The sequence below is a fragment of the Bradyrhizobium sp. USDA 4473 genome (genome assembly GCF_054063335.1).
On the sequence record NZ_JBSSGE010000001.1, the window covers coordinates 7344595 to 7362125 of the forward strand.

The window sequence follows — 17531 nt, forward strand, 5'->3', positions numbered from 1 at the left end:
CGTCACATCAAGGTCAGGCCGCCGTCGACCGGCAGCGTGGCGCCGGTGACGTGGCCCGCTTCCGGTGACAGCAGGAAGGCGACGACCGCGGCGACCTCGTCGGACTCGGCCAGCCGCTGCATCGGATTGGCCTTTGCGACGCGATCCCAGGTCGCGGTATCCAGCGCGCCGAACAGGCCGGGATCCTTACGGGTGTAGCCGGGCATCACGGCATTGGCGGTGGCGCCCGATGCTGCGAGCTCGATCGCGAGCGACTTCACCAGCACTTCAAGCGCGGCCTTCGCAGCGGCCGATCCCGGATAGGTCGCGCCCGGCAGAAAGCGATGCGGCCCGAAGCTGGAGATTGCGACGACGCGGCCTTGTGCACTGCGCGCGAGGTCAGGCAGCGCGGCCGCTGCGATTTCATGGAATGCCGCCGCCATCACGGCGAAGGCGCGCTCCAGCGCCGCGCGCGGCAGGCTGGCGAAGTCGCGCCGGTCGGCAAAGCCCGCGGAGTGCACGATCGCATCGATCGGCCCGAACGTACCGCGCGCGGCCTCGACCAGCGCGGTGCCGGCGCCGGCTGCGGCGAGATCGCCGGTCGCGACCGCGACTTTCGCACCCTTGCTGCGGCATTCCTCCGCAACCGAATTCAGCCGCGCGAGGCCAGTAGCCTCGGCGCCCTGCCCGTGTAGCATCAGGGATTGGTCGGGGCCGGCGAGCCTGCGTGCAACTGCCGCGCCGATGCCGGAGCCGCCTCCCGTGATGATTGTAACGCGCATGAGGTGGGTGCTGTCGGTGCGATAAGGGACAGCGAACTATAGGTTCGGTGCCGCGAAATGCAAACCGCGGCCGAACGGCGGTCCGTAGGGTGGGTTAGCGCAGCGTAACCCACCTTCGCTCCGCGTGTGGGAACGGTGGATTACGCTTCGCCCAACCCACCCTACAAAAACTCACCGCCACGGCTCGACCAGGATCTTGGTGTGCGCCTCGGGATTGGCGAGATCGGCAAAGGCCTGCGCGACGCCGTCGATGCCGACGCGGCCGGTGACCAGCGACGCCGCGTCGACCTGGCCTTCCGCGATCAGGCGTAGCGAATAGGCGAACTCCTCCGGCGTGTAGCCGAGCACGTACTGGACGTTGAGCTCCTTGATGATGCCGAGCATCGGCTCGGACTTGTCGGTCTCCATGCAGACCCCGACCACGACGACACGGGCACTGCGCGGCGCGCCCTCAAACACCTGCTGCAACACGCCGGGCACGCCGACGCATTCGAAGATCAGCGCGGGCTTCAGCGGCGGCAGCAGCGCCTGCATCGGCGGCCGCGCCGCCTTCTCTGCCTCGGTCATCTGGGCGTGTTCGGCCCAGCTCGCATAGGGCTGCGTCTTCGCGGGATCGACCACGACGTCGGCGCCCATCTTCTCGGCGAGAGCGCGCCGCGCCGGCGAGTAATCCGCGGCAACGATCGGGCCGAGCCCCCTGATCTTGAGCGCCGCGATCACCGCGAGCCCAACCGGCCCGCAGCCGATCACCAGCGGCACTTCACCGCCCCTGATGTTGGCCATCGCCACCGCATGCACGCCGACCGCAAGCGGCTCGGTGAGCGCGGCGTGCTCGGCGGCAAGCCCATTCGGCACTTCGAGCAGCAGCGGCTCGCTGAGCAGCATCTGCTCGGCATAGGCGCCGGCGTAATCGTTGGAATAGCCGATGCCCTTCGGCCCCTCCGGCGTCAGCAGCGCCGGCAGCGAGCAGACGCGCGTGCCGGGCTTCAGCTTGCGCGTGGTGTCCGGGCCGTAATCCAGGATCTCGCAGCAGAACTCGTGGCCGAACACGACGTCGCGCGACAGATCCATCGGCGTGCGGCCGGGCAGGAACCTGCTCAGCTCGACCATGCGGTGGGCGTGCTTGCGCGCGTGCAGGTCGGAGCCGCAGATGCCGCAGGCCAGCGATTTGACCAGCACCTGGCCGGCGCCGGGCTTCGGCTCCGGCATCTGGTCGACGACAATCTCGCCATTCCTGAAGATCGCTGCGCGCATATTCCCTCCACGTGGGTTTGTCCCACTCATTTTGATGCGTATTTCGTCTCGCGAAATACACCGCCGCGGATCAAGTCCGCGCCGGCTTTCGCTTCAAGACGCTATAGCACGGAGGGTCACCACGTATAGCGCAGAACGCCCTTGCCGGCGTAGGACCGGGTGACGTCGGAGAATTCGCCCTCGAAGGTCGCAGCCGCCGACCAGCCGCTCCGCCACTTCATCTCGAGCGAGGCCGTGGTCAGCGCGGACTCGCTGGCCTGCGCTGCGCCATTGATCACGAAGGCCGCGCCGGGCAGCGCCTGGAACACGGCACCGACGCTGCGGTCGGGACTGAAGTCATGCGCCCATGCGACGCGGCCACGCAGTGTCACGATGCCGCCATCGACCGCGAACGATTTGTCGCTGCGCATGCCGAGCTCACTCCTGACATCGGTGACGCTCTTCGCGGCATAATTCAGCGCGAAGGCGCCGCCACCGGCAACCACGCTCTCGGCATAAGCCGGCAGCTCGAAGCTGGTGAACTGGGCTGCCGTATAAGGTGTCAGCCCGATCCACGGCGTCGCAGTGCGATAGCCGCCCTCCAGCCGGCCCGACCACGCATTGGCATTGAAGCTGGCACGCAGATGATCGGCGCCTGCGGCGGTGACGATGCGGTCGGTGGTGATGTCCTGCCAGCCATAGGCGAGCGCCGCGCTCAGATAGGCCGCGCCGACGGTGTGGCGGACGAACGCGCCGGCCTGGAACAGGTCCGACCGGCCCCAGCCGAGGCCGTTGACGCTGAAGCTGGTGCCGCCGCCGGCCAGCGCAAAGCCTGCGATGGTGTTCGGCGAGAGACGGTAGTCGGCACCGACCGCCGTGCCATAGATGCTGCTGCTCGTGTTGTTCGAGCCGAGCACCGCGTTGCCGCTGGTGGTCTGCGAGCCGCCATAGCCTGCCGCCCAGACGCTCCAGCGTTGCTCAAAGTTCGGCTGCGGCGGTGCCTTGTTGTAGATCGCGGCCAGCGCGTCGCGCGGATCGGTCTTGCGCGCGGCATAGGCGAGCGGCGTGCTCTGCTCGGCGAATGGCGTCGCGCCTGCGCTGCCACCAAAGCCATCGTCACGCCCGGCGGCGAACGGATCGGTCAACAAACCGAGGAACTGGCTCATCGCGTTGAACGTCGCCTGCTGCGATCCGGTCGCGCCCTCGCCCGAGGCCTGCGTCAGGCCATTCGGCGAGAGGCCGGCAAACACCGCCTTGATGCCGCCATTGGCGTTGAAGAAGTTTTGAAGCGTGGTGGCGACGTTGCCCTGATTGATGTTGAGCTTCGAAGCAGTGCCATAATCGAGCGCGAGATTAAGATAGGCATGGTTCGAGTCGTAGCCGAGCGTCGCGATCAGCCCCGACGGCACCCCGGTTGGATCGATGCCGGCGAACGTTCCGGCGCGACCGCCGGCCGCCGACAGGATGGTGTATTGCCTGGCGATTGTGCTGCCGGCAGCGATACTGACGCCGACCGATCCGGCAAGCGCCGCGGTGCCGGTCACATTGGCTGATGTCGCGGCGGTCGCATTGAGCCCGACGAGATACAACGCACCGGACTGGAAGGCGAGATTGCCCGCCACGTTGAGGAATGTGCCCGGCGCCGCGTTACCGGGCCGCAGGATGCCGCCGCTCGCGATCGTGGTGTTGCCGACAGTGCCGATGCCGGCAAGCGCACCGCCCGAATTCACCGTGACCGAACTCGACGACGCGATCGAGCCGTCGACTTGCAGGATGCCGCCATTGACAACGGTGGTGCCGGTATAGGTGTTGACACCCGAGAGAGTCAGCGTGCCGCTGCCGGTCTTTTCCAGATTGCCAGGCCCGGCCGGGCCGCAACCGCAGGGATCGGAATCGGCGATCACACCGCTGACGACGGTCGAGAGATTGTTGCCGCCGACCGCGAGCGTGTTGCCGCCACCGATGTAGTAGGTGCCCGAGCCCGCGATCGAACCTGCGGTGATGCGACCATCACCGTTCGGCCCAAGGCTGCCGCCGAAGTCGACATAGCCGGTTCCCTGGGTGATGAACTGCGCGGCGCCGCCGGTCGCGTTGTCGACGAACGTGACGCTCGCGCCGCTCTCGGTCGTGATCATGGCGTTTCCGGCCGTCGCATATCCGGCAAAGATCAGCGCGCCGCCGGACCGGTTGGTGATCGTCGCGTTGCCTGCGGTCGGCGCCTCGGTTGCGTCGCCGAACGGGCCGAAATAGGTCAAGCCGCTGTTGTCGATGGTCGCGTTCGCCGCGGTGCTGCTCTGGAAGAAACTGATATAACCGGTGGCGGACGTCGTCATCTTCGCCGACGCCGCCGACGAAAATCCGAGGAAATACGTCGAACCGACGTTGTTACCATTGGTGTTGTCACCATTGGTAATGGTGGAATTGCCCGCGGTGCTGCTGTCGCCAAACACCGTGGCGCCGAAATTCCGGTTGACGATCACGGCCGTCGACGCCGTCGTGGAATTGTGGAACGTCGTGCTGGCGCCGTTGGAGCCGTCGTTGACGATCTTGGTGATGCCCGCCGTGTTGGCGTTGACGATCTCGAACCTGCCGTTGACAGCGACTTCGCCGACGATCGAGGCGGCGTGGCTGGCGTCGCCGAGTTGCAGCGTTGCGCAATTGCAGATCGTGGTGCCGCCGGCATAGGTGTTGGAGCCTGTCAACACCACGCGGCCGAAGAAGGCCGAAGCGCCCAGCACTGACAGTCCACCGGCGCCGCCAATGTTGCCCGAGTAAGTGAAGGTGGATCCGTTGCCGTCGATGCTGCCGCCGGTCGCGTTGAGCTGTGCGTTGTTCGCGATCGTGTAGTTGCCGCCGGCCTGCAGCGTCCCGCCGTCGAAGGTCAGCAGGCCGGTGCCGATCGCCGACGAGACGATCGCGCCCGGCGTACCCACGGTGCCGACCCCGACTTGCAGCACGCTGCTGCCGCCGGCAACGCCGCACGCAGTGCCGCAGATCGTGGTGCCGCCGGTATATGTATTCGCGCCGGACAGCACCAGCCTGCCGCGCCCGTTGAGCACGATATCGCCGGCACCGCTGATAGGCCCCGACATCGTGTTTGTGGTACCGGCGGCGACGGTGATGAAAGGATCGCTGTTGATGACGATGGTGTTGGCGATGTTGAGGCCGTTGCCGTCCAGCACCAGCTTGGTGAGACCGGCAAGCGTCTCGCCCATCTTCAGTGTGCCGCTGCCGAGTGCATTGCTGTTGCGGATGACGAGCGTCGATCCGTCGCTCACCGAGGTGCCGCCGGTGTAGGTGCTGGCACCGGTGACGATCAGCGAGCGCCCACCATCCAGCTTGACGGCAACCGAGGCGTCGGTGGCCAGGCCATCGAGGCCCGTGATGCCGGAGATGGTGACATTGCCCGACGCGCCGGCCGCGCTGGTTTGCAGGAACGTCAGGCTGGCACCGACGCCATTTGCAATCGCAAGATTGCCACTGAGCGTTCCTCCGATCGACGTCAGCGTATTGGCTCCGCCGGTGAAGCCGATCGCGTTGCCCTGCGCACCCGGGCCGCCGCCACCGGTGATCGTCCCGCTGTTGATGATGGTCAAGCCGCCACCGACGATCCCGGAACCGCCCGTGCCTGCTGCACCGGGCTTCCCCCGCGTGCCGCCGGTGGACGGCTCGCCCTGATTCGCGTCGACATCGGACACCTGCGCGCCGCCACCACCGCCCGCGCCACCGGAGATCGAGCCGGAATTCCTGATCGTTGCGCCTGGCGCACTGACGACGATGCCGGTGCCACCGTCACCGCCGCCGCCACCAACATCTCCGGCGCCGCCCGCGCCGCCATTGCCACCCTTGATGCTGCCGCTGTTCGAGTGGATTCCTGCGCCGGTGATAGTGAATGCACTGCCACCCGCACCACCACCACCGCCGCCGCCAGCGATTTGGGCTGAAGGGTTCGAGGCGTTGACGCCACCGTCGCCACCCTTGCCGCCATTGCCGCCCGTCAATATCCCGTTATTGTTCAGCGTCGCACCGGACATTCCGCTGAGACCGCCGCCGCCACCGCCACCACCGCTCGCGGTAACTGCACCGATCGTTCCAGCAACGCCATCCTGTCCGGCCGCGCCACCGGCACCTCCGGCGGGAGAGGCGTTATTGCCGCCGGGGCCGCCGGCACCTCCGGCGGCGCCCTCAGCGCCGCCGCCACCACCACCACCGGTGCATTGGCACGAGCGATTCGGAGCGCCACCGTCGCCACCGACGCCACCGCTCACACCGGGAATGCCGCCGGCGCCGCCATATTGTCCTGTCGACTGATAATTACCCTCGCCGCCGGCGCCGCCGTTTTGTGCGACAACCGGCCCGGCGAGCAGAGCGGTTGCAAGGATGATCGCGACCATCAACCAGCCTCGCAGACGGATTCGCGCGTAGCCCCACTCCGGCATTGCCCCAGCCCCCAAATCGATAGCGCCGCGCGGACGCGGCTTGACCCGAATGGGCTATCTTGCAACTCGCGGGAGGCGCGTCTTCTCAAGCCGTGCAGGGTCAGCGCATCAGGTCGGATTCAGGACATCTGTTGTAAAATGGATACGCGAGGTCAGGCGTTCGGCGACGGCTCGCTGGCCGTGGTCAGCAACTGCGACCGCCTGACGCGCTCGCGATGCGCGGTGTAGAGGCCCGAGGCGACGATGAAGCCGGCGCCGAGGATGGTCCAGCGGTCGGGCACCTCGCCGAAGATCAGGAAGCCGAGGACGCTGACCCACAGCAGTTGCGTGTAGGAGAACGGTGCCAGCACCGAGGCATCGCCGTAACGGAACGCCAGCACCACGATCCACTGTCCGACGGTGGAGGCAACGCCGATCAGGATGCCGAACATGATGTCGTGCCAGGTCGGCGTGACCCAGACCAATGGCACCAGTGCGCTGACGATGGCGACGCCGACAATCGACGAATAGGTCATGACGGTGACCGGGCGCTCGCTGCCGCTCATCATGCGCGTCAGGATCAGCGTGCCGGCCCAGGCCAGCGCCGAGACGAGCGGAAAGACCGCGGCGGGATGGAAGGCACTGGTGCCCGGCCGCAGGATGATGAACACGCCGGCGAGACCGACCGCGGTCGCGATCCAGCGCCGCATGCCGACCCGCTCGCCGAGGAAAGCGATCGACAGCGCGGTAACGAACAGCGGCGAGACGAAGCTGGTGGCCGAGGCTTCGGCGATCGGCAGGAAGCCCAGTCCCGTGATGAAGATCAGCGACGAGCCGAGCAGCGCGGCGCCGCGCAGCACGTGCAGGCCGGGCCGGCTGCTGCGCAGCGCAAACAGCGGTGAGCCCGGCAGCATCGCCGGCGTCATGATCAGCGCAAACACCAGGAAGCGGATCCAGGCGATCTCGATCGACGGCAGCGTGGACGAAAGATATTTCGCGGTGACGTCCGACGTTCCCAGGAACACCGTCGAGAGCAGGATCAGCGCGATGCCCTTGAAGGGCCGGTCGGTGCGCGCAGGCGCCTTGTTTCGTGCGACGCTTGTCGTTGAGGGCGCGGTCTTGGCGGGCAATGAAAGGGGAACGCTGTCCAGCCTGGCGGCTACGGCGGCGGGGGGCGGTGTCACGGCAATCTCGATGAGCAAAATAAGGGGAATCTGCTGTTCGTACAGAACGCCAATTCCACCGCGAGAACAATGCCCGAAAACGGGACTCCGATATGCACCAGCGCGCGCGACCGCCCGCCGCAGCCGCAATGCGGCCGCACCTGCAACAGTTTGTTAACACCTGTGTGGAGCGGACGCGTGAATCCCGCGAATTTGCGGGACTGTGGATCGTCGTGTGACGTGTCAGAGCATCGGCAGCGAGCGCGGCTTCGGCCCGCGCGGGAAGGCCCTGTCGAGCGCGGCGATTTCGTCGCCGCTGAGCGTGAGCGTGCCTGCGGCCGCATTCGCCGCCGCGTGTTCCGCGTTCGATGCCTTCGGGATCGCAAGCACCGACGGCAGCCGCGTCAGGAAGCTCAGCGCGACCTGGCGCGGCGTCGCCTTATGCGCCTGCGCGACCTGCTGCAGCACCGTGCCGGCCTTGGTCGACGGCAACGGAAAATCATTGTGCCCGAACGGCGAGTAGGCGACGACGGCGACGCCGTGCTGCTCGCACCACGGAATGACGGCGTGCTCGATGGCACGCTCCTGCAGATGATAGAGCACCTGGTTGCAGGCGATCTTGCCATCGCCGGCGACATCGCGCAGCTCGTCGAGATCATCCGTGTCAAAATTGCTGACGCCCCAGGAGCGGATCTTGCCGGATGCGACCAACTCGTCGAACGCCGCAACCGTCTCGGCGAGCGGATAGGTTCCACGCCAGTGCAGCAGATAGCAATCGAGGCGATCGGTCTTCAGCCGCTTCAGCGAGCGCTCGCAGGCGGTGACGGTGCCGCGGCGCGAGGCGTTGCTCGGCAGCACTTTCGAGACCAGGAACAGCTCGTCGCGGCGGCCGGCGATGGCATCGGCGATCACCAGCTCGGCGTCGCCATACATCTCCGCCGTATCGATATGCGTCATGCCGGCATCGATGCCGCGCTTCAGCGCCGCAACGGCCGCTTTGCGGTCACCGCGATCGAGGTACCAGGTGCCCTGCCCGATCACCGAGACCTGCGGGCCGCTGTTGCCGAATTTTTTTGTCTGCACGGTCGCCTCGTTCCTTGCCGTCCGCGTGCACCATAGACGAAGTGTGAGGCGATGTCCCCTCACGTCGTCCCGGCGAAAGCCGGAACGACACCTGTTGGCGGGCGTGATCCCGCGCCTCTCGGCGATCCTCACGCGTTGAGATTCATCCACACCGCCTTCGGCTCGGTGAAATTGTCGAGCGCGGCGGTGCCGTGCTCGCGGCCGAGGCCGGAGTCGCGCTCGCCGCCCCACGGCAACCGCACGTCAGTGTAGCCATAGGTGTTGATCCACACCGTGCCGGCGCGGGCCTTTTTGGCGAAGTGCTGCACGCGGCCCATGTCGGCGCTCCAGACGCCGGCGGCGAGGCTATACGCCGTGCCGTTGGCGATGCGCAGCGCATCCGCCTCGTCCTTGAACTTGATCACGCTGACGACGGGACCGAAGATCTCTTCCTGCGAGATCCGCATTTCATGCGCGACATTGGCGAACACCGCGGGGCTGATGAAATAGCCGCGGTCGCCGACGCGTTCACCGCCGGTGGCGAGCAGTGCCCCTTCGTTTTTGCCGATCTCGACATAGTCGAGGATCGAGCGCATCTGCTTCTCGGAGATCACGGGCCCGAGCACGGTGGTGCGCTCCGCGGGATCGCCGATCCGCAAGGCTTCTGCGCGGGCGACCAGGCGCTCCACCACCTCGTCATAGGCGTTCTCCTGCACCAGCACGCGCGAGCCCGCCGAGCAGACCTGCCCGGCATTGAAGAAGATACCGGCCGCGGCAGCCTTGGCGGCGGCTTCGAGATTGGCATCGTCGAAGATCACATTGGCGGACTTGCCGCCGAGCTCGAGCGAGACCCGTTTGAAGTTGCCGGCGGCGCCCTTCATGATGCCGCGGCCGACGCCGGGCGAGCCGGTGAACGTCACCTTGTCGACATCGGGGTGATTGACCAGCGCCTCGCCGACGGAACGGCCGGGACCGGTCACGATGTTGAGCACGCCGTTCGGCAGCCCCGCCTGCAGCGCGAGCTCGCCGATCCGCAGCGCCGACAGCGAGGTCAGCTCGGCCGGCTTCATCACGACGGTGCAGCCGCAGGCCAGCGCGGGTGCCAACTTCCACATCCCGATCATCAGCGGGAAATTCCACGGCACGATCGCGGCGACCACGCCGACCGGCTCGCGCACCGTGTAGGTCAGCGCATCGTCGCGCGCCGAGACCACGTCGCCGCTGATCTTGTCAGCCCATCCGGCGTAATAGGTCAGCGTGTCGATGGCGGCAGGAAAGTCCTGGCGCAGCACGGCCGAGATCGGCTTGCCGGCATCGAGGCTCTCCAGTTCTGTGATTTCATCCGCGTGCTGCTTCAGCAACTCGGCCCACCTCAAGAGGAGGTGGCCGCGCTCGGCGGCGCGCATGGTGCGCCAAGGGCCATCGAAGGCGCGACGCGCGGCCGCGACCGCGCGGTCGACATCCGCCTCGTTGCCCTCGGCAATCGTGGCGATCACCTGCCCGGTGGCGGGATTGAGCGACTTGAAGCTGTTTCCGGACAGCGAGCGGACACGGGCGCCGTCGATCAGCAGCAATTCGTCCCTGACGGTCGGGGCGCGGCGATCGCGTTCATAGTTATATGCAATCGACATCATATTTCTTCCTGGTCTTGTCCCTCAACCTAGGAGGCTCTGATCAGCAGTAAATATGATATCTTGTGCCTATTGGCATGCCAGGATATGAAGTCAACTTCATAAGCGGTGACCGCGATGCTGCAAATCGAAATCGAGACCGTCTGGCGCTTTCGCAAGGAGAACTCGCCGCAGACCGCGGTGGTGATGCTCGGCATCCTCAACGAGATCCGCAAGACCGGGAAGATCACCAGCGCCGCCAACGACGCGCATTTGTCCTATCGCCATGTCTGGAACCTGATCGAGCAATGGTCTGAATTCTTCGGCGTGCCGCTGGTGGAGACCCAGCGCGGCAAGGGCTCGAAGCTGACGCCATTCGGCGAGAAGCTGGTGTGGGCCGGCGAGCGCATGCAGGCGCGGCTCAGCCTGCAATTGCAGAACCTCGCGCAGGAACTGGTCACCGAGATCAAGCCGTTCCTCGAGCAGCGGCCGCAGGTGATCCGCGTCCATGCCAGCCACGGCTTTGCGGTGTCCAAGCTGCGCGAGTTCCTCGACCGCGCAAGCGGCGTCGGCGTCGACCTGCGCTACGTCAGCAATCAGAACTCGCTGCTCTCGCTGGCGCAGGGCGCCTGCGATCTCTCCGGCGTGCACCTGCCGCGCGGCGAGTTGCGGGCGCAGGGCATCAAGGCCTGCCGCGAATGGCTCGATCCGCGCGAGGACCGCGTGATCAATTTCGTGACCCGCGAGATGGGCCTGATGGTCAAGCGCGGCAACCCGCTGAAGATCACCACGCTGAAGGACCTGGTCGAGCGCAAGGCCCGTTTCGTCAACCGCGACCACGATTCCGGCACCCGGCTGCTGTTCGATCAATTGCTGGCGCTGCACAAGATCCCCGAAGGCCGGATCAACGGCGCCCAGCACATGGAGTTCACCCACGCCGCGGTTGCCGCCTATGTCGCGAGCGGCATGGCGGATGCGAGTTTTGGTGTCGAGGCCGCCGCGCGGCAATTCGGGCTCGATTTCATCCGCCTGCTGACGGAAGATTACTTCTTCGTCTGCAAGCGTGCGTTCCTCGACACCGAGCCGATGCAGCGCGTGCTCGCGATCATGAAGAGCAGCGAGTTTCACAAGGCCGTGGGCGCCCTTCCCGGCTATGTCGCCTCGCAGACCGGCGCCGTCAGCGGCGTGAAGGAATTTCTCGAGAAGATGCATTCCGACCGCTGACCAGCCACGTGGGGCGGCGGCTGGACTGGTGTGTAACGATCAGGCCAATCCGCCGATATCGGCGACCAATACCGATCCAGTCACGGATTCGGTGATGTAGAGGCGATCGCGGTTGGCGCCGCCAATCGCGACGTTGGTGCAGCTCTGTCCGGCGCAGGACTTGATCCGCGCGATGCACTCGCCGTTCGGCGCGAACACGAAGACATGGCCGAGCGAGGCGTGCGCGACGAACAGCCGCCCGGCTTTGTCCATCGTCATGCCGTCGGGTCCGCTCGGGCCGAACAGCGAGCAGAAGCGTCCGACCTTGGAAACGCTGCCGTCCTTCATCAACGGCGCGCGCCAGACCGAATTGTCGCGCGTCATCGCAACGAACAAGACGGCCTCACGCGGATCGAGCACCAGACCGTTCGGACTGATGCCGGTGTCGATCAGGCAGTCGAGCGCGCCGTTCACCCGCAGCCGATAGACGCGGCCGGTCGGATCGTGCAGCCCGGTCTGGCCCTGATCGGTGAAATAGATGTCGCCATTGGAGGCGATGTGCAGATCGTTGCAGCCGCGGAACGATTCCGAATTGCGCGAGCGCAGCAGCGGCGTGACCGCGCCCGATCTGCGGTCGAGTTCCATCAGCCCGTGCCGGTAGTCGGCGATCAGGATGCGGCCCATCGGGTCGATCTTCAGCCCGTTCGGCCAGCCGTCATATTCGGCGACCTGCGACCATGATTTGTCCGGCGCAATCCTGAAGATGCGGCCGAACGGAATGTCGACGATGTAGAGATTGCCATCGGCATCGAACGACGGCCCTTCGATGAAGCAGTCGGTCACCGCGCCCGGCCGGTTGGCGTCGGCCCATTCGCTCGCCACCTTGCGGCGGAATTCGGCGGGCACGGTGGAGAAGATCTCGGTCGGGATCAGTTTTGGTGGCGTTTCCAGGAACATCATTGTTGGTTCACCCCTTGGCGGAACGGGCTGGACCATAGTGGAGAAGGCTCGCGGCGTCGAATGCGCTGGGGACATTGCGTCATTGCGAGCGCAGCGAAGCAATCCACGTCCCCGCACGCCGAGGCATGGATTGCTTCGCTGCGCTCGCAATGACGCGGGATGGCGCCCAGCGCGCTACGCACGCATGTCGTGCGGCGAACGCCGACGACAGCCGACCTTATTCGGCCGCCTGCGCGCTGCCGTAGGCTTCCGAGATCATGTAGCCGGACAGCGTGCCGTAGGCGGCGGTCCATGCAGCGGCGACGTCAGGCGTCCAGGCTTCGCCAAGGCCCTTCTCCAGCGTCCACAACAGCGCGCCACCGACCACCGGATAATGCTCGGGCTTGGCACCATAGCCGACATGACGTTTGGCCAGCGCGCTCGCGGCGGGCAGCACCGACGGCAAATTGCTCAATCCATTGACAACGACAGCGAGCGTTCCCATCAGCTTCTTGCGCTGCTCGGTCATGTCCGAGGGAAACATCGCTTTCACCGCCGGTGCGACCTCGAACAGGCGGTCATAGAAGATGACCGCCGCCTGCTCCGAGATCGGCGCCACCTTGGCGAAGGTCTCCTGGACGAGCTTGACCTGGTCTTCCGTCATGTGTGCCTCCGTGCACGCTTCCTCGCCGCGCCATTGCGGCGAGACAGAAAAAGCACTTCACATGAGCAAGCGTCCGCTCATGCCGCCTCGACGAAGCTATGGCGCTCGTAGAGGAATTCGAGCACGCGCTGCCGGCACTTCAGGTAGCCGGGGTTAGTCGCGAGCTCCAGCCGCTTGCGCGGCCGCGCCAGCGGCACCTCGAGCACCTCGCCGATCCGCGCGCTCGGGCCGTTGGTCATCATGACGATGCGGTCCGACAGCAGCACGGCCTCGTCGACGTCGTGGGTGATCATCAGGATGGTGTTGCCGAGCTTCTGGTGCAGCGCCATCACCGAGTCCTGCAGATGCGCCCGGGTCAGTGCATCGAGCGCGCCGAACGGCTCGTCGAGCAGCAGCACCTTCGGCTCCATCGCAAGTGCACGCGCGATGCCGACGCGCTGCTTCATGCCGCCGGAGATCTCGCTCGGCCGCTTGTCCTTGGCATGCGCCATCTGCACCAGGCTGAGATTGTGCATCACCCAGGCGTCGCGCTCGACCTTGCTTTTGGTCCTGGCAAACACCTTGTCGACGCCGAGCTTGACGTTCTCGTACACCGTGAGCCACGGCAGCAGGCTGTGGTTCTGGAACACGACGGCGCGATCGGGCCCGGGCGAATTGACCTCGCGGTTCTCCAGCAGCACGCCGCCATTGGTTGCGCCGGTGAGGCCGGCGACGATGTTGAGCAGGGTCGACTTGCCGCAGCCGGAATGGCCGATGATCGAGACATATTCGCCCTTCTCGATCGTCAGGTTGATGTCCTTCAACACCTCCGTGGTGGCGCTGCCGCGGGTAAACGTCTTGTCGATGTGATCGAGCTTCAGATAGGCCTGCATGATTTGTCCCTCAATTGGCGGCGGTGCCGCGGGTCACGACTTTGCCGAGACCCGCAATGAGGCGGTCGAGCACGAAGCCGATGATGCCGACATAGAACAGCGCCAGGATGATTTCGCTGATGTGCGAGGAATTCCACGCATCCCAGATGAAGAAGCCGATGCCGACGCCGCCGATCAGCATCTCGGCGGCGACGATCGCGAGCCAGGACAGACCGATACCGATACGCAGGCCGGTGAACATGTAGGGCGCGGCCGCCGGGATCATGATCTTGGTGAAGAACTCCACCGGATTGAGCTGCACCACCGCGGCGACGTTGCGGTAATCCTGCGGGATGTTGCGGATGCCGACCGCGGTGTTGATGATGATCGGCCACACCGAGGTGATGAAGATGACGAAGATCGCCGAGGGCTGGCCGTCGCGGAACGCGGCAAGCGACAACGGCAGCCAGGCCAGCGGCGGGATCGTGCGCAGCACCTGGAACAGCGGATCGAGCCCGCGCATCGCCCAGACCGATTGTCCGACCAGCGTGCCGAGCGCGATGCCGGCGATCGCCGCCAGCGAATAGCCGTAGGCGACGCGCTGCAGGCTGGCGGAGAGATGCCAGAACAGGCCCTTGTCGATGCCGCCATTGTCGAAGAACGGATCGAGGATCAGTTCCTTGGTGTCCTTGAACACCTTTGACGGCGGCGGCAGGCTGGAGCCGGCGCGCCGGCAGACCAGCTCCCACACCACGAGCAGCAACGCGACCACGATCAGCGGTGGGACGACGCGCGCGGCGGTCTCCTTCGCCATCCTGGCGTAGGCCTCGGCGCGCGGTGCGCGCTTCGGCGTCATGGTCACGACCGGCGCCGCGACAGCGGCCGGCGGGGTCGCGACTTCCAACATTTCGGTCTTCATGGCAGGCATCGACATTGAAAAAGCATCTCCGTGGTCGGGCGACGGGCCGCGCAGGAAGAGCGCGGCCCTCTGGTCGTCGGCTCAGACGTCGACGCGCTTGATCGACAGCGACTTTAGATAGGCGGCGGGATTCTCCGGATCGAACACCTTGCCGTCGAAGAAGGTCTCCTTGCCGCGCGAGGTGGAAGCCGGAATGTCGGACACGCCGAGCTCCCTGGCCGCCTCCTTCCAGAGATCCTCGCGGTTCACCTTGGCAATCAGCGCCTTGGTGTCGAAGCCCGCCTCATACTTGCCCCAACGGATATCCTCGGTGAGAAACCAGAGGTCGTGGCTCTGATAGGGATAGGACGCATTGTCCTTCCAGAACCGCATCTGCTGCGGCGAGTTCTCGACCACGCGACCGATGCCGTAGTCGAACTTGCCCTTCATGCGGTCGGTGATGTCCTCGACCGGGCAGTTGATCCACTGCCGCTTGGCGCAGATCGCCGCGGTCTCCTCGCGGTTCTCCATCTTCTCGCACCATTGCTGAGCTTCCATGACGGCCATCAGCAGCGCCTTCGCGGCCTTCGGGTTCTTGTCGACCCACGCCGCGCGCAGGCCGAACGATTTCTCCGGATGCTTGTCCCAGAGCTCGCCGGTCGTGATCGCGGTGTAGCCGATGTCCTGGTGGATCAGCTGCAGATTCCACGGCTCGCAGACGCAGAAGCAGTCCATCGTGCCGACCTTCATGTTGGCCACCATCTGCGGCGGCGGCACCACAATGGTCTCGATGTCCTTGTCGGGGTCGATGCCGCCGGCGGCGAGCCAGTAGCGGATCCAGAGATCATGCGTGCCGCCAGGGAAGGTCATCGCGGCCTTCACCGCCTTGCCGGACGCCTTCTTCTTCTCCAGCGCCGCCTTGAACGGCGCGGCGTCGAGGCCGACCTTGAGATCGGCATATTCCTTGGCGACCGAGATGCACTGACCGTTCAGATTGAGCCGCGCCATGATGTACATCGGCGTCGGCTGATTGTTCTGCGTCACCTTGCCGGCCGAGATCAGATACGGCATCGGGGTCAGGATATGCGCGCCGTCGATGCCGTTGCCCTCGGAGCCGAGCACCAGATTGTCGCGCGTGGTGCCCCACGAGGCCTGCTTCTGCACCTCGACGTCGGGCATGCCGTATTTGGCGAAGATGCCCTTCTCCTTGGCGACGAACAGCGGCGAGGCATCGGTCAGCGCGATGAAGCCGAGCTTGGCGCCCTTCACCTCGGGGCCCGCACCTTGCGCGAATGCACCAGCGGGAAAATTGAGCTTGGCTGCGGCGAGCAGCGCGGCGGCGCCACCGGTCGCCTTCAGCAGCCGGCGACGGCTGATCGCACGGCTCGGGGGCGTGTTGCTGGGCTTGGTCATCGGTCGTCCTTTGCGTCGTTGCGTTGCGGTGTTGCGGCTGTGCGTCGGGCACCCCCCGTCGGGTGGCGACGCGCGCAGGGCGCAAAAGGGCATGCACCGGGGAGGCCCCGGGACTGGCGGCGTCAGAAATCCGATGGGGTGGCCTCGAGGGACGGCTTCAATGGCGTCGGCACTTGACTATTCAAGCCTTGTGCCAAGCTACCGCATTGCAAAAATTGATTTTATTGCAAAGTCTTGCGAAACATGTCGCAGCACGCGCGAGCTTCCCGCACGCTGCCAAAAATTGCGATTCGCCCAATTGTTGTGCGACGCACAAAAACTGGGCAGACGGCTTGGAGGATGACGATCAGGCGTCTTCGGTGACCTTGGTGCCGAGCGGCGCGGGCGCCATTCCGCCACCGGGCTTCACGCGGAATTCGTAGGTCATCAGGCTCCACGGCCCATCCGATCGCTGGCCGTCGGGCATCACGGGATCGGTGCGCCGCTCGACCTTGGCGATCAGTTCGTCCTTCACGCCGAACACGACATCGGAGTCGATGTACTTGTCGCCTTCGACGAACACATGCGTGATCAGCGGCTCGTAGCCCCTGGCGTTGACCAGGAAGTGCACATGCGCCGGCCGCATCGGGTGACGGTTGGTCTGCGTGATCATCTGCCCGACCGGGCCGTCGGTCGGGATCGGGTAGCTGCACGGCACGATGGTGCGGAAGAAGAAGCGGCCGTCGGCATCGGTGATGAAGCGCGCCCGCGACGACGGACCTTCGGTGGCATAGCTCGGCTTCTGCGAGTCGTAGAATCCGTCGTCGTCGGCGTGCCAGATGTCGACCGGCACGTTGGCCAGCGGCTTGCCGTCGAGGTCGGTGACGCGGCTTTGCACGAACATGCGCTCGCCGGGCAGGCTCGCCGAGACATCGGTGCCGTGCGGCGTCACCTTGTGCTCGCCGACATAGAACGGGCCGAGCACCGTGGTCTCGGTGGCGCCGTCGCGATCCCGGTGGTTGACCGCATCGACCAGCATCGACACGCCGAGCACGTCGGACAGCAGGATGAATTCCTGGCGGATGTCGGTGCATTTCTGCCCGGTGCGGGTCAGGAAACCGATCGCGTGGTCCCACTCCTCGAAGGTGAGATCGGTCCTGCGCACATAATCGTGCAGCGATTTCACCAGTTCCTGAAGCAGGAACTTGACCCTGGGATCGGGCGTCTGGTCGAAGCTGCGGATGACGGCGGCGGTGAGCTCGGTTTCGTTGAACTGGGTCATCTCGGCGTTTCCCTTGAACCCCTTTTTGGAGCACGATTGCGCCGGCGAGCCTACA

General features: G+C 65.7%; 13 protein-coding genes. 1 reads left to right on the forward strand and 12 read right to left on the reverse strand.

Features of this window, described 5'->3' with window-relative positions; translation table 11 throughout:
• Positions 1 to 2: 2 nt before the first annotated feature.
• From ACVW17_RS34485 to ACVW17_RS34510, 6 genes are all read right to left on the reverse strand, one after another.
• Complete coding sequence (locus ACVW17_RS34485) at positions 3 to 761, reverse strand: SDR family NAD(P)-dependent oxidoreductase (RefSeq protein ID WP_456798480.1); 759 nt, start codon at positions 759 to 761, stop codon at positions 3 to 5.
• Positions 762 to 932: 171 nt separating this feature from the next.
• Positions 933 to 2015 carry a zinc-binding dehydrogenase gene (locus ACVW17_RS34490; RefSeq protein ID WP_456756044.1) on the reverse strand — a complete coding sequence of 361 codons (1083 nt, stop codon included), beginning with the start codon at positions 2013 to 2015 and terminating at the stop codon, positions 933 to 935.
• Positions 2016 to 2131: 116 nt separating this feature from the next.
• Positions 2132 to 6388 carry an autotransporter domain-containing protein gene (locus ACVW17_RS34495; RefSeq protein WP_456798481.1) on the reverse strand — a complete coding sequence of 1419 codons (4257 nt, stop codon included), beginning with the start codon at positions 6386 to 6388 and terminating at the stop codon, positions 2132 to 2134.
• A gap of 197 nt (positions 6389 to 6585) precedes the next feature.
• A complete protein-coding gene (locus ACVW17_RS34500) occupies positions 6586 to 7542 on the reverse strand; it encodes a DMT family transporter (protein ID WP_456756591.1) in 957 nt (318 codons plus the stop codon).
• Positions 7543 to 7818: 276 nt separating this feature from the next.
• On the reverse strand, positions 7819 to 8658 hold the full coding sequence (locus ACVW17_RS34505; protein WP_456798482.1) for an aldo/keto reductase: 840 nt from the start codon (positions 8656 to 8658) through the stop codon (positions 7819 to 7821).
• Between the two features lie 128 nt (positions 8659 to 8786).
• Positions 8787 to 10268, reverse strand: a complete 1482-nt coding sequence (locus ACVW17_RS34510; RefSeq protein ID WP_456798483.1) for an aldehyde dehydrogenase family protein — start codon at positions 10266 to 10268, stop codon at positions 8787 to 8789.
• Positions 10269 to 10385: 117 nt separating this feature from the next.
• On the opposite strand from ACVW17_RS34510, the gene ACVW17_RS34515 reads away from it, so the two are divergent.
• Entirely contained in the window at positions 10386 to 11471 is a 1086-nt protein-coding gene (locus ACVW17_RS34515) for a substrate-binding domain-containing protein (protein WP_456798484.1), read from the forward strand.
• A gap of 39 nt (positions 11472 to 11510) precedes the next feature.
• Here ACVW17_RS34515 and ACVW17_RS34520 read toward each other — a convergent pair whose 3' ends face one another.
• The 6 genes from ACVW17_RS34520 to ACVW17_RS34545 form a co-directional block, all read right to left on the reverse strand.
• Complete coding sequence (locus ACVW17_RS34520) at positions 11511 to 12410, reverse strand: SMP-30/gluconolactonase/LRE family protein (RefSeq protein WP_456798485.1); 900 nt, start codon at positions 12408 to 12410, stop codon at positions 11511 to 11513.
• Between the two features lie 217 nt (positions 12411 to 12627).
• Positions 12628 to 13053, reverse strand: coding sequence for a globin family protein (locus ACVW17_RS34525; RefSeq protein WP_456756049.1), 426 nt, complete (start codon positions 13051 to 13053; stop codon positions 12628 to 12630).
• Between the two features lie 77 nt (positions 13054 to 13130).
• Positions 13131 to 13925: an ABC transporter ATP-binding protein gene (locus ACVW17_RS34530; protein WP_456798486.1), complete on the reverse strand. Its 795-nt coding sequence runs from the start codon at positions 13923 to 13925 to the stop codon at positions 13131 to 13133.
• A gap of 10 nt (positions 13926 to 13935) precedes the next feature.
• Complete coding sequence (gene ntrB, locus ACVW17_RS34535; protein WP_456756051.1) at positions 13936 to 14838, reverse strand: nitrate ABC transporter permease; 903 nt, start codon at positions 14836 to 14838, stop codon at positions 13936 to 13938.
• 66 nt (positions 14839 to 14904) lie between these two features.
• The gene (locus tag ACVW17_RS34540) at positions 14905 to 16215 is read right to left on the reverse strand and encodes a CmpA/NrtA family ABC transporter substrate-binding protein (RefSeq protein WP_456798487.1); all 1311 of its coding nucleotides are present in this window, start codon (positions 16213 to 16215) and stop codon (positions 14905 to 14907) included.
• Between the two features lie 346 nt (positions 16216 to 16561).
• Positions 16562 to 17476: an intradiol ring-cleavage dioxygenase gene (locus tag ACVW17_RS34545; RefSeq protein ID WP_456798488.1), complete on the reverse strand. Its 915-nt coding sequence runs from the start codon at positions 17474 to 17476 to the stop codon at positions 16562 to 16564.
• Between the last annotated feature and the right edge of the window lie 55 nt (positions 17477 to 17531).